The following is a 12,724-nucleotide window of genomic DNA, read 5'->3' as shown; positions in this document are numbered from 1 at the left end:
TTCAGGAAGTGCCTTCGGACGGCCATTCGGCCGCGAACAGGGGTTGGGCGCGGGCAACCAGATCGGCTACCTTGCCCCGTGCATAAGGGTTTAGCGACAGGCCGTTCAGGCGTCGCAGGAATTCGGTCGAGGATGCCGACAGACGCGGCATCGATTGCCCCTGAAGGGGCGTCAGCGCGGCGATCCGGGCGTCGTCCAGACCGGCATGGCGCAGCAACTGACCGGCGGGACGGCTCGCATCGACCTCATCCTCCAGCCGGCAGCGGCACACATTCTCGGCGCCGATTTCCTGGCCCAGACGACGGATCAGATCGCCCCAGCCGGGCAGCGTTTCGATATCGGCCAGGAACGCATCTTCGGTCTTGGCATAGCCATCGGTACGCACGGCCTGCGCCCAGACGCTGGATTTCCACTGCTTCATGTTGCGGGTATAGACGACGGCCTCGATCTCGAACCCCTTGGCCTCGGTGCGCAGCAGGGACAGGATCTCGGGAAGTGCGGGATACAGGCGTGTCTCGCCACCATTGCCGGGCATTGCCCCCGCCAGATTTTCATGGCTGATCAGGACCGGCAGCCCATTGTCGGGCAGTTCGGCCAGAACATCGGCAAAAGCCAGCCGCAGCGCGGTTGCGGTATCGGGGTCGTTGGACAGGCTATGGGCGATGGCCGCACGGCCAAGCGGGCGCATCGGCGTCCCCTCGACCGGGGTGCGCACGATCAGATCGTCTGACAGCGCATCGGCATTCTGGCGTAGAAACCGCTGAATGGCCGTGCTTCCGGTCTTCTGAACGCCCAGATGCAGGATCAGCCTGCGGCGCCCGTTATTCGTGGTCCCCGCCATTCGCCTAGCCTCGCCAACCCGGTTGGTCGGCCAGAACGCGGCTGGGCAATTGACCGGATTTCCGCAGGACACAGCGATTGAACACATCCGACGGATCGCGCTGCCGGATATAGTCGCTGGAGATTTCCATCTCGAACTGGCCGACGATCCCCGATCCCCGGCTGCCCGAAGAGGTGCCAAGCGCGATCTCGCCGCGCGGCCCGGCCGCCAGCCTTGCATCGTCCAGGCAGATCTGTTCCGCCCGGTCGACAGGAACCGGCCCACAAGCCGCCAGTCCCAGCATCACCGGGACCAGAAAACCTATGGGCCGAGTCAGGTTCATGCGATCAGGCCGTCTGTGCCGCGGATGCGATGCACTGGCTGGTCGCGGGGCGCGAAACGATCGAGGCGACGCTGTCGGCGGTTCCCGACACGCCGGCCCGCGAGGCTTGCGCCAGGTCGATCAGCTCGGCGGTGGTGGCATTGTTGACCACGCAATCGGTATAGGGCGAGACATTCACCCCCGGCAGGCGGTTCTGCATTTCCGAGTTGATGACATTGCGCGCCACCTGACGCGACGCGGCGTCCAGCGTGGTCGGGGCCGCGGGCGCGGCAGGGGCCACCGGCGACACCGGGGCCTGCATCGCGGTCGGCGCCACACAGCCTGCCAGAACGACAGCCGTGACACCCATGCCGAGGAAGTTGATCAAACGCATCAATAAACCCTTTTCTTCGGAGCGATCTTCTTCAGGTCGATCCCGCCCTCTTCCTGCTTGGTCAGCGGGTCGAGATGGACGGGGCGGTAGTCGAGTTTAACCTTGTTCCCCTCGACCCGTGCAAGGGAATGCTTGCGCCAGGTGGCGTCATCCCGCTCAGGGTAGTCTTCATGCGCGTGGGCGCCACGGCTTTCCTTGCGTGCCTCGGCACCGACGATGGTGGCCAGCGCGTTCGGCATCAGGTTGGTCAGCTCAAGCGTTTCCATCAGATCGGTGTTCCAGATCAGGCCGCGATCGGTGACGTTCAGGTCGTCCAGCTTGGCGGCGATCGCCTCCATCTTGACGACGCCTTCGGCCAGCGTCTTGTCGGTACGGAACACGGCGGCATCGGCCTGCATGGTGCGCTGCATCTCGTTGCGCAGTTCCGCGGTCGAGGTGCCCCCCTTGGCGTTGCGCAGCCCGTCGAAACGGTCCAGCGCGCGATCGACCTCGGCCTGATTGGTCGAGGGGATCGCCGCATCGCGGTCGATCACCTGACCGGCGCGGATCGCGGCGGCGCGGCCAAAGACCACAAGGTCGATCAGGCTGTTCGACCCAAGGCGGTTCGCGCCATGCACCGAGGCGCAGCCGGCCTCGCCCACGGCCATCAGGCCGGGGAAGATCTGGTCGGGGTTTTCCTCGGTCGGGTTCAGCACTTCGCCCCAATAATTGGTGGGGATGCCGCCCATGTTGTAATGCACCGTCGGAATGACCGGGATCGGCGCGCGGGTCACATCGACACCGGCAAAGATCTTGGCCGATTCACTGATGCCCGGCAGGCGCTCGGCCAGCGTTTCGGGCGGCAGGTGCATCAGGTTCAGGAAGATGTGGTCGCCATCATCGCCGACGCCACGGCCTTCGCGGATCTCCATGGTCATGCAGCGGCTGACAACGTCGCGGCTGGCCAGATCCTTGTAGGTCGGTGCGTAACGCTCCATGAAGCGTTCGCCCTCGCTGTTGGTCAGATAGCCGCCCTCGCCGCGCGCCCCTTCGGTGATCAGGCAGCCCGAGCCATAGATGCCGGTCGGGTGGAACTGCACGAATTCCATGTCCTGCAGCGGCAGACCCGCGCGGGCAACCATGCCGCCACCATCGCCGGTGCAGGTATGTGCGCTGGTCGCGCTGAAATAGGCGCGGCCATAGCCGCCGGTCGCCAGCACCACCATCTTGGCGTTGAAGACATGCATCGTGCCGTCGTCCAGCTTCCAGCAGACAACCCCGGTGCAGGCCCCGTCGGTGATGATCAGGTCCAGCGCGAAATATTCGATGAAAAATTCGGCATTGTTCTTCAGCGACTGGCCATACAGCGTGTGCAGGATGGCGTGGCCGGTCCGGTCGGCCGCGGCGCAGGTGCGCTGCACGGGGGGGCCTTCACCGAATTCGGTGGTGTGGCCGCCAAAGGGGCGCTGATAGATCTTACCCTCTTCGGTGCGCGAGAAGGGCACACCGTAATGTTCCAGCTCGTAGACCGCCTTGGGCGCTTCGCGGGCCAAGTATTCCATGGCGTCGGTATCGCCCAGCCAGTCGCTGCCCTTGACGGTGTCATACATATGCCACTGCCAGTTATCGGGGCCCATGTTCGACAGGCTGGCGGCGATGCCACCCTGCGCGGCGACGGTGTGGGAACGGGTCGGGAAAACCTTGGTCACGCAGGCCGTGCGCAGGCCCTGTTCCGCCATCCCCAGCGTGGCGCGCAGCCCGGCGCCACCGGCGCCCACCACGACCACGTCATAATCATGCGTGTGGATTTCGTATTCAGCCATGTTGTCCTCAGATCGCAAGCGTGACGAAGGTCATCTTCGCAAGGGCGAAGACGGCGGACGCGATGACGGCCCAGCTGAAGATCACCGAAACGATGATCGCCACCTTGCGTGCGGTGTGTTGGAAATAATCGTCGATCATGATCCGGGTGCCCTTGATGAAATGCACCATGCCGACGATGATGAACAACGACGTGATGATCGCGGGATAGGGCCGCCCGAAATAGGCCACCAGATCGGCATGCGGCAGGCCGATGGCGCTGCCGATGACCAGAAGGAAGGCCGGGGTCAGCAGCGCAAGGGCGCAGGCGCTGACGGTCATGAACCAGTGGTCGGATGTCCCGGTATGTGAACTGCCCAGACCCTGTGCGGCTTTGCGGGGGGTGATATAGCGCATCGTCGGCCCTCCTTAGAAAATGAAGAACAGGATCAGCGACAGCAGCGTCAGCACGACCGAGCCGAAGATGATGGCGCGGCTGGACTGCTTGGCCTGCTCGATCTCCATGCCGTAACCGGCGTCGTAGAACAGGTGACGGATGCCGGCCAGCGTGTGATACCACAGCGCCCAGGTCGAGCCGGTCAGGATCAGAAAGCCCAGCCAGGACCGCACGACCCAGTCGGCGACGGCAAAGGCGCCCGGGCCGCTGACGGCGGCGACCAGCCACCAGACCAGCAGAAGGATACCGGCGACAAGCGCATGCCCGGTAATCCGCGTCAGGATCGAGGTCACGGCCGCCAAAGGCAGCTTGTAGACCTGAAGATGGGGGGAAAGTGGCCGGTTGCCCCGGTTCACGTCGGCCATGAGGCGGCCCTCCTTTGTCGGTTCTGGCTCGACCCGTCGCAGGCTTTTGGCTGGCCGCACGGGCTGGCGATCGGGATGTTGATGGCGGCATTTCTGCCACCTGTCACCCGGTTATGCCACCCCTGAGGCGGAATTTAGCCGGATTTCGCATTTTGTGATCACACAAACACCGCCAGTGATCACAAGGAACGGCAACGGGACGGCACGGGGCCGCCCCGTCGCGATCACATCGGCATCAGCGCCCAGTAATCCAGATCAAGCAACACTTGCGGCAGGTATTTGCCATCCTCCGCCTTCAGCGGGAAATCGGAACTGTCGCCCTTGGTCGCAACCAGACGCAGGCGCAGGGCACCCACACCGGGCGCGGCGGTTTCGGCCTTGTCCAGCACCTCGGACCAGGCCCGGACCGTATCGCCCGCGAAACAGGGATTCGCATGCGCCCCGCCATTCAGCGCGACGATCATCTGCGCGTTCGCCAGACCATTGAAGGACAGCGCCCGCGCCATGCTGATGACATGCCCGCCATAGATCAGGCGTTTGCCATCATCGCGATTGGTGGCGTCGAAATGAACCTTGGCGGTATTCTGCCACAGCCGGGTGGCCAGCATGTGTTCGGCCTCTTCGATGGTAACGCCATCGACATGGTCGATCTTCTCACCGATCTGATAATCACCCCAAAGATGCGGTTCCCCTGCAAGTTCAGTGTCATATTCGGAGAAGTTAAGGCTTTCTGGAACCACCAGATCCGTCGCCGCGACCGCCTTTGGCAGATCAGGGATGACCGTGTCCGGGGCCGCCGCATCGACATCGCGCTTTCGCACCATGACCCAGCGTACATATTCCAGAACCGTTTCACCGACCTGATTGATGCCACGGGTGCGAACCCAGACAACGCCGGATTTCCCGTTCGAGTTCTGCTTCAGGCCGATGACCTCGGATTCGCTGCGCAGCGTGTCGCCGGCATAGACCGGGCGCAGCCAGCGCCCGTCGGCATAGCCCAGATTGGCGACCGCATTCAGGCTGATATCGGGCACGGTCTTGCCGAACACGATATGGAAGGCAATCAGGTCGTCCAGCGGGCTGCCTTCCAGCCCGCAATCGGCGGCGAAATCATCGCTGGAATACAGGGCGTGCCGGGCCGGGTACAGCGCGTGATACAGCGCGCGTTCCCCTTCGGCGACGGTGCGCGGAACGGCGTGACGGATCACCTGACCGACGGTGTAATCCTCGAAGAAGCGGCCGGGGTTTGTCTTGCTCATTGCTGCCCCAGCTTCATGTCGGGGTGATATTCCGCCACGATGTCCTTGGTGACCGCCTGAGCCATCCGCATGACGCCCTTGACCGGGTCGAATGCCATCGACGGGCTGCCATGCAGGCGCCATCCCTTGGACAGAGCCTCACTGACGCGGTGACAGAATTGCGAGGTGTCATCCTCGGTGATGCAGCGATAGATCGTCGTCATCTTATCCTCCAAACGGCCAGGGGCCCAGCCAACCGTGGATCATCCCCACGGCTGCGGTGACCAGAACGGCCCCGACAGCGGCCATGATTTCCTTGCGCACGGGAAACGGCCCGGCGGGCGGCGTCCAGGGCGTGCGATTGATCAGCCGCATTTCGACATGCGCCCATGCCAGCAAACCGCCGAACAGAATGAAACTGGGCAGATCGCCGTTCACCAGCAGATGCGCCCCGGCCCATAGCGAAAAGCCGATCAGTTGCGGATGCCGCGTCAGCGCCGTCACCCGCGTCTTCATGCCGCTGGCCGCGAACAGGTAGAACGCGATCAGCACCAGCAGATTGTTGATGCCCACCAAGGCGGGCGAACGTCCCCACCAATAGGGTCCGTCCGAAATCTTGTAGCCCCAGACCATCAGCACGACCGACAGCAGCAGGGCGGCGGTCGCGATCCCCCTGGCCCGATCGCCCATCTGATCGTGATGGGCCGGGGCGACCCGTTTCCACAAATGAGCGGCAGACCACAGGGCCACGCCAAGGATCAGGATCAACATCTGGCTTCCTTTCGCTGGATGGATTTGGGCGCCAGACTGCCCTTATCCCGTCATGCCCGCAATCGCCTGTGCGCGATCCAGCGTCTTGCGGGCGGTATCGACATGCAGGTTTTCGACGATTTTACCATCCACGACGGCCACCCCCTTCCCCGCCGCGACGGCCTGATCGAAGGCGTCGATCTGTCGGCGGGCCAGGTCAATCTCGGCCTCGGTCGGGGCGAAGGCCTGATTGGCGATCGCCAGCTGCGCGGGATGGATCAGCGTCTTGCCATCAAACCCCATGTCGCGGCCCTGCTGACATTCGGCGTTCAGACCCTCGTCATCCTTGAAGGCATTGAAGACGCCATCGACGATGACCGTCCCATGCGCCTTTGCGGCCAGAAGGCACAGCCCCAACCCGGCCATCATGGGCAGGCGGTCGGCACGAAATCGGCTGTTCAATTCCTTGGCCAGATCATTGGTGCCCATCACCATGCCCTGCAGGCGGGGATGGGCGGCGATCTGCGCGGCATTCAGCATCCCCAACGGCGTTTCCATCATCGCCCACAGCGGCAGGCCAGGCAGCAGATCGGCCAGCGCGTCCAGATCGGCAGGGCCGTCCACCTTGGGCAACAGCACCGCATCCACCTGCCCCGCAGGCAGCGCGGCGCAGAACCGCGCATCGTCCTGACCCCATTCGGTCGCCAGCGCATTGATCCGCACGATCCGGGCGCGCTCGCCGTAATCATTCTGCAGCGCCGCGGCCAGATGATCACGCGCAGCCCTCTTTTCGGTGGGCGACACCGCGTCTTCCAGATCGAAGATGATCGCATCGGCCGGCAGCGTCTGCGCCTTTTCCATGGCGCGGGCATTTGCGGCGGGGATGTAAAGAACGGACCGGTAAGGACGAGCCATGAAAACCTCTTCGCAACATTCTTGCGCGAAACTGCCCGCGCACGCCAGAAATGGCAAGAAAAATTTCGCCGCACTGCGGCATCAGGGACGGTTCACCCCAGCAGGGCCTGCCAGACCAGCCGGATCGAAACGATCAGCAAACCCCATGTGATCAGCTTGTAGAACAACGCCTGTGGGATGATCCGCACCAGCCGCAACCCGATCCAGACCGAGGCCAGCGCCACCGGCGTCAGCACTGCCGCGGCCATCAGATTGGCGGGCGAAAGCTGCCCCAGCGCCCAATACGGCACCAGCTTGACCCAGTTCACGACCGCAAAGAACCATGTCGTCGTTCCCGCATAGATCAGCGATGGCAGGCGCAGCGGCTGGACATAGACCTGAAATGGCGGCGCGCCGGAATGGCTGACGAAACTGGTGTACCCGGCCAGGCCGCCCCAGACTCCGCCGCGCGCGTGGTCGGGCCGGCGCGGTTCGCCCCCCAGATCCGGACGAATCAGCGCGTTCAGCGCAAAGACCAGACCGATCACCCCCACGATCAGGGTCACACCCCAGTCGGGCACGATATGCGCCGTGGCCCAGCCCAGCCCGATACCGACCATCGCGCCGGGCAAGGCCGTGCGTAGAACCGTCGTCGAAAAGTTGCGCCGAAAGGCGATCAGCCCGCCGACATCGGACGCGACATAGACCGGCAGCATCAGCCCCGCAGCCTGAACCGGCGACATCACCAGCGACAGAATCGGCACTGCCAGAATCGCGGTCATCGCCAATCCGCCTTTCGCCATGCCCACCGCCATCGCGGCCAGCACCGCCAGTACCCAGCCCTCGGTCGTCAGTTCCAGCATGGCCTCTCCTTTTGCGGGTTCTGCAATCGATGCAAGGTTCTGACCGCACATACAAGTGTTAGGGCCAACAACAAGATGCGTGGCGCTGAAGGCTTGCGAACGGGGTCGCAAGGGCGTAACCACCGCGGCGACAATCATCCATGTAATCGGAGGTTACCCATGGCCCGACCCAAAATCGCACTGATCGGTGCAGGGCAGATTGGCGGCACGCTGGCGCATCTGGCTGCGATGAAGGAACTGGGCGACGTCGTCCTGTTCGACATCGCCGAAGGCACCCCCCAGGGCAAGGCGCTGGACATTGCGGAATCGGGCCCGTCGGAAGGGTTTGACGCCCGTCTGAAAGGCACCAACGATTACGCCGATATCGCCGGTGCCGATGTCTGCATCGTCACCGCAGGTGTGCCGCGCAAGCCGGGCATGAGCCGCGATGACCTGCTGGGCATCAATCTGAAAGTGATGAAATCGGTCGGCGAGGGCATCGCGGCCCACGCCCCGAACGCCTTCGTGATCTGCATCACCAACCCGCTGGACGCGATGGTCTGGGCGCTGCAGAAATTCAGCGGCCTGCCCGCCAACAAGGTCTGCGGCATGGCCGGCGTGCTGGATTCGGCCCGTTTCCGCCACTTCCTGTCGCTGGAATTCGACGTGTCCATGAAAGACGTCACCGCCTTCGTTCTGGGCGGTCACGGCGACACCATGGTTCCGTTGACCCGCTACTCGACCGTCGCCGGCATCCCGCTGCCGGATCTGGTCAAGATGGGCTGGACCACGCAGGAAAAACTGGACGCCGTCGTTCAGCGCACCCGTGACGGCGGCGCCGAGATCGTGGCCCTGCTGAAAACCGGCAGCGCCTTCTATGCGCCCGCCACCAGCGCGATCGAAATGGCCGAAGCCTATCTGAAAGACCAGAAGCGCGTGCTGCCCTGCGCGGCAAATCTGGACGGCGCCTATGGCCTGAACGGCATGTATGTCGGCGTGCCCACCGTCATCGGCGCCAATGGCATCGAGCGTGTGATCGACATCACGCTGGACAAGGACGAACAGGCGATGTTCGACAAGTCGGTCGATGCCGTGAAAGGCCTGATGGAAGCCTGCAAGGGCATCGACGGCTCGCTGGCCTGATTGCGGCCACTTGCCACGATCCCGACGGCGCGCCATGTTTGGCGCGCCGTTTTCATTTGGGATGCCGAGATGCGTGGATTTCTGTGCCTTCTCTGCCTGCTGGCCGGACCTGCCATGGCAGAGGACAGCACCACCTCTGGCATGATCGCCGCCCGCGGCCTGGGCGCCACTCAACAGCATTTGCAGGACAGCCCCGCCGATCCCTCGCGCGACATGGCGCTTGGCGCGGTGACCTTCCTGCGTGGATTGGAAGATGCGTGGCAGGCGCGTTGGCGCATTGGCGCAACCGATCCGCTGATCCCCGCGCCGATCCTTGGGACCGCCCTGCCCGCCAACCCCGCGCCCGAACCGATGCGGGCGAGCTTTGTGAACGATCTGTCCCGCGAGCTGCGGCAGGCGATGCAGGACTCCCGCGCCGCGCTGCAAAGCGATGATCCCGACGCGGCGCTGATCCTGCGGCTGGATGATCTGTGGCTGGATGTGGATGCCGATGGCCGCCGCGGCCCATCCGAAAGCCTGACCGCGCTTGCGGGTTTTCCGTCGGCCAGCGAAGGGGCGACGATCCGCTTTGATCACGCCGATATCGCCTGGCTGCGCGCCTATACCCATCTGATCGAGGCGATGGCGACGCTGACCCTGGCCTTCGATCCGCAACCCGCCCTGCAACGCACCATCGACCTGCAAACCGAGATTTCGCGGCAATTCGCCGAACCGCCCGGGCAGATGGCCCGCGCGCCGAACATGCATATGCAGGCACGCGCCTTTGGCCCCACGGCGGATCGACTGGCCGTCGTGATCCAGACCCTGCGCCAGCAGCCCGATCCGGATCTGATTGCCGATACCGATGCGCAGTTGCGCCAGATGATCGCCGAGAACCGCCTGTTCTGGGATCGCGTCAGGCAGGAACAGGACAATGACCGGGAATGGATCCCGAACGACGCGCAGCAGGCGGCGCTTGGGTTCGCCTTGCCCCAGGGCACCGGCCCGGCATGGCTGGCGGTGCTGGATGCGGCGCAGGATATGTTGGACGGTCGGCAGTTGATTCCGTTCTGGCGGTTGGCGCCGGGTCATGGTGTCGACCTGTCATTGTGGATCAAGGATCCGCAGCCCGTCGATCTGGTCGGCTGGGTTCAGGGCAGCGCCGCCCTGCCCTATTTGCGCCAAGGGCTGACATTGGGCGGCGATGTGTTCGAAAATGTAACCCAGATGTTCGGCGCGCGCACGGGAATGTACATGGTTCTGCTGAACTGAATCGCGAAAAAGAAACAGCCGTTCTGACCTATCCCATATTTTGTGATCACAGGATTTCTGGCCGTGATCACATTTCCGCAGAACCGGCGGGTTTTAGCCATTTTCCCTGAAAAACGGTTCATCCGCCGATCAAGCTGTGCCACAACACCCCAAATCTGTCGAACCGAACGAGGGGGTCGAGATGAACATCCACGAATATCAGGCCAAGGCGCTGCTGCGTCAGTACGGCGCGCCGGTCAGCGATGGCCGCATCGTCATGAAAGCCGACGAGGCAAAGACTGCCGCAGGCGAAATGGACGGCCCGCTTTGGGTGGTGAAGGCGCAGATCCACGCAGGTGGTCGCGGCAAGGGCAGCTTCAAAGAAGCCGAAGCCGGTGAAAAAGGCGGCGTCCGCCTGGCCAAGTCGGTGGAAGAAGCCGAGGAACTGACCCGTCAGATGCTGGGCCGCACGCTGGTCACGCACCAGACCGGCCCCGCGGGCAAGCAGGTCAACCGCATCTATATCGAAGACGGCTCGGACATCGAAACCGAACTGTACCTGGCCCTGCTGGTCGATCGCCATACCAGCCGCGTCAGCTTTGTCGCCTCGACTGAAGGCGGCATGGATATCGAGGAAGTCGCAGCCTCGACCCCGGAAAAGATCGTCAGCTTCAGCGTCGATCCCGCCTCGGGCCTGTCGGATTTCCACGGCCGCCGCGTCGCCTTTGCCCTTGGCCTGAAAGGCCAGCAGGTCAAGCAATGCGTCGCGCTGGTCAAGAACCTGTATCGCATGTTCATAGAGAAGGACATGGAGATGCTGGAGATCAACCCGCTGATCGTCACCACCGAAGGCAACCTGAAATGCCTCGACGCGAAGATGGGCTTTGACAACAACGCGCTGTATCGTCAGGCCGACATCCTCGCGCTGCGCGACGAGACCGAAGAAGACCCCAAGGAACTGGCCGCGTCGAAATTCGACCTTAACTACATCGCGCTGGACGGTGAAATCGGCTGCATGGTGAACGGCGCCGGTCTGGCCATGGCCACCATGGACATCATCAAGCTGTTCGGCGCCGAGCCGGCCAACTTCCTGGATGTCGGCGGCGGCGCGACCAAGGAAAAGGTCACCGAGGCCTTCAAGATCATCACCAGCGACCAGAACGTCAAAGGCATCCTGGTCAACATCTTCGGCGGCATCATGCGCTGCGACATCATCGCGGAAGGCATCGTCGCCGCCGTGAAAGAGGTCGGCCTGCAGGTTCCGCTGGTTGTTCGTCTGGAAGGCACCAATGTCGAGAAGGGCAAGGAAATCATCGGCGCAAGCGGTCTGAACGTGATCGCGGCCGACGACCTGTCCGATGCGGCGCAGAAGATCGTCAAGGCCGTGAAGGGCTGAGCAGCAGGCTGCGCCCCGGTGGCGCAGCTTCCTCTGGAACATCGGTGCGCGTCGGCGCACCTCACGCAAGGAGGCCATGATGGCCGTTCTCGTTGACAAGAATACCAAAGTCATCTGCCAGGGCCTGACCGGCTCGCAGGGTACTTTCCACACCGAACAGGCGATCGCCTACGGCACGCAGATGGTCGGTGGCGTCACGCCGGGCAAGGGCGGGTCCGAGCACCTGAACCTGCCCGTCTTCAACTCGGTCCACGAAGCCGTCGAGAAGACCGGTGCCAACGCATCCGCGATCTATGTCCCGCCCCCCTTCGCGGCGGATTCGATCCTGGAAGCCATCGACGCCGAGATCCCGCTGATCGTCTGCATCACCGAAGGCATCCCGGTTCTGGACATGATGCGCGTCAAGCGCGCGCTGATCAATTCCAAGTCGCGCCTGATCGGCCCGAACTGCCCGGGCATCATGACGCCCGACGAATGCAAGATCGGCATCATGCCGGGCAGCATCTTCCGTCGCGGCAGCGTCGGCGTCGTGTCGCGTTCGGGCACCCTGACCTACGAGGCCGTCAAGCAGACGACCGACGTGGGCCTGGGCCAGTCCAGCGCTGTCGGCATCGGCGGCGACCCGATCAAGGGCATGGAGCATATCGACGTGCTGCAGATGTTCCTGGACGACCCCGAGACCGAGTCGATCATCATGATCGGCGAGATCGGCGGTTCGGCCGAGGAAGAAGCCGCCGAGTTCCTGGCCGAGCAGAAGAAGAAGGGCAAGTGGAAGCCGACCGCTGGCTTCATCGCAGGCCGCACGGCACCTCCGGGTCGTCGCATGGGCCATGCCGGCGCCATCGTTTCGGGCGGCAAGGGCGACGCGGAATCGAAGATCGAGGCCATGAAGAAGGCCGGGATCGTCGTCGCCGACAGCCCCGCAGGTCTGGGCGAGGCCGTTCTGAAAGCCATCAAGGGCTAAGCGCCCATGCCGTCCGCGACGCGCGGGCGGCCCCTGACGAAAGTGTGACGATGACCTGCAAGCCTGTCCGTATCGCCTGCCCCCGCCTGCCGATCCTGTCGGCAGAAGGTGCAGCGCGGGCGGGGTTTCG

General features: G+C 63.7%; 15 protein-coding genes. 4 read left to right on the top strand and 11 right to left on the bottom strand.

Going from position 1 to position 12,724, the window contains the following annotated elements; translation table 11 throughout:
• Position 1 precedes the first annotated feature (1 nt).
• The 11 genes from BMX67_RS10220 to BMX67_RS10170 all read right to left on the bottom strand — a co-directional run bounded on the left by BMX67_RS10220 (position 2) and on the right by BMX67_RS10170 (position 7,882).
• On the bottom strand, positions 2-841 hold the full coding sequence (locus BMX67_RS10220) for a hypothetical protein (RefSeq protein ID WP_090734612.1): 840 nt from the start codon (positions 839-841) through the stop codon (positions 2-4).
• Positions 842-845: 4 nt separating this feature from the next.
• On the bottom strand, positions 846-1,163 hold the full coding sequence (locus tag BMX67_RS10215) for a hypothetical protein (protein WP_090734611.1): 318 nt from the start codon (positions 1,161-1,163) through the stop codon (positions 846-848).
• A 4-nt stretch (positions 1,164-1,167) separates the two neighbouring features.
• Positions 1,168-1,536: a hypothetical protein gene (locus tag BMX67_RS10210; protein WP_090734609.1), complete on the bottom strand. Its 369-nt coding sequence runs from the start codon at positions 1,534-1,536 to the stop codon at positions 1,168-1,170.
• Positions 1,536-3,338, bottom strand: coding sequence for a succinate dehydrogenase flavoprotein subunit (sdhA, locus tag BMX67_RS10205; protein WP_090734607.1), 1,803 nt, complete (start codon positions 3,336-3,338; stop codon positions 1,536-1,538). Before sdhA ends, BMX67_RS10210 begins: the two co-directional genes overlap by 1 nt.
• Before the next feature lie 7 nt (positions 3,339-3,345).
• Positions 3,346-3,732 (bottom strand): succinate dehydrogenase, hydrophobic membrane anchor protein, encoded by a 387-nt coding sequence (locus BMX67_RS10200; protein WP_090734605.1) that lies wholly within the window; start codon positions 3,730-3,732, stop codon positions 3,346-3,348.
• A 12-nt stretch (positions 3,733-3,744) separates the two neighbouring features.
• Positions 3,745-4,137 (bottom strand): succinate dehydrogenase, cytochrome b556 subunit, encoded by a 393-nt coding sequence (gene sdhC / locus BMX67_RS10195; protein WP_090734604.1) that lies wholly within the window; start codon positions 4,135-4,137, stop codon positions 3,745-3,747.
• A gap of 224 nt (positions 4,138-4,361) precedes the next feature.
• Complete coding sequence (locus tag BMX67_RS10190) at positions 4,362-5,396, bottom strand: MaoC family dehydratase (protein ID WP_090734602.1); 1,035 nt, start codon at positions 5,394-5,396, stop codon at positions 4,362-4,364.
• Complete coding sequence (locus BMX67_RS10185; RefSeq protein WP_090734600.1) at positions 5,393-5,599, bottom strand: DUF1737 domain-containing protein; 207 nt, start codon at positions 5,597-5,599, stop codon at positions 5,393-5,395. Before BMX67_RS10185 ends, BMX67_RS10190 begins: the two co-directional genes overlap by 4 nt.
• Before the next feature lies 1 nt (position 5,600).
• Positions 5,601-6,146 (bottom strand): NnrU family protein, encoded by a 546-nt coding sequence (locus BMX67_RS10180; protein WP_090734599.1) that lies wholly within the window; start codon positions 6,144-6,146, stop codon positions 5,601-5,603.
• Positions 6,147-6,188: 42 nt separating this feature from the next.
• Positions 6,189-7,040 (bottom strand): HpcH/HpaI aldolase/citrate lyase family protein, encoded by an 852-nt coding sequence (locus tag BMX67_RS10175; protein WP_090734597.1) that lies wholly within the window; start codon positions 7,038-7,040, stop codon positions 6,189-6,191.
• 92 nt (positions 7,041-7,132) lie between these two features.
• On the bottom strand, positions 7,133-7,882 hold the full coding sequence (locus BMX67_RS10170) for a sulfite exporter TauE/SafE family protein (protein ID WP_090734595.1): 750 nt from the start codon (positions 7,880-7,882) through the stop codon (positions 7,133-7,135).
• Between the two features lie 159 nt (positions 7,883-8,041).
• On the opposite strand from BMX67_RS10170, the gene mdh reads away from it, so the two are divergent.
• The 4 genes from mdh to sucD all read left to right on the top strand — a co-directional run bounded on the left by mdh (position 8,042) and on the right by sucD (position 12,594).
• On the top strand, positions 8,042-9,004 hold the full coding sequence (mdh, locus tag BMX67_RS10165; protein WP_090734594.1) for a malate dehydrogenase: 963 nt from the start codon (positions 8,042-8,044) through the stop codon (positions 9,002-9,004).
• A gap of 114 nt (positions 9,005-9,118) precedes the next feature.
• Entirely contained in the window at positions 9,119-10,255 is a 1,137-nt protein-coding gene (locus BMX67_RS10160) for a hypothetical protein (RefSeq protein ID WP_139206487.1), read from the top strand.
• Positions 10,256-10,436: 181 nt separating this feature from the next.
• Positions 10,437-11,630 (top strand): ADP-forming succinate--CoA ligase subunit beta, encoded by a 1,194-nt coding sequence (gene sucC / locus BMX67_RS10155; RefSeq protein WP_090734591.1) that lies wholly within the window; start codon positions 10,437-10,439, stop codon positions 11,628-11,630.
• Positions 11,631-11,709: 79 nt separating this feature from the next.
• On the top strand, positions 11,710-12,594 hold the full coding sequence (gene sucD / locus BMX67_RS10150) for a succinate--CoA ligase subunit alpha (protein ID WP_090734589.1): 885 nt from the start codon (positions 11,710-11,712) through the stop codon (positions 12,592-12,594).
• Positions 12,595-12,724: the final 130 nt, after the last annotated feature.

Source organism: Paracoccus homiensis (assembly GCF_900111675.1).
Lineage (GTDB): Bacteria > Pseudomonadota > Alphaproteobacteria > Rhodobacterales > Rhodobacteraceae > Paracoccus > Paracoccus homiensis.
This window is presented reverse-complemented; position numbering and strand designations above follow the sequence as displayed.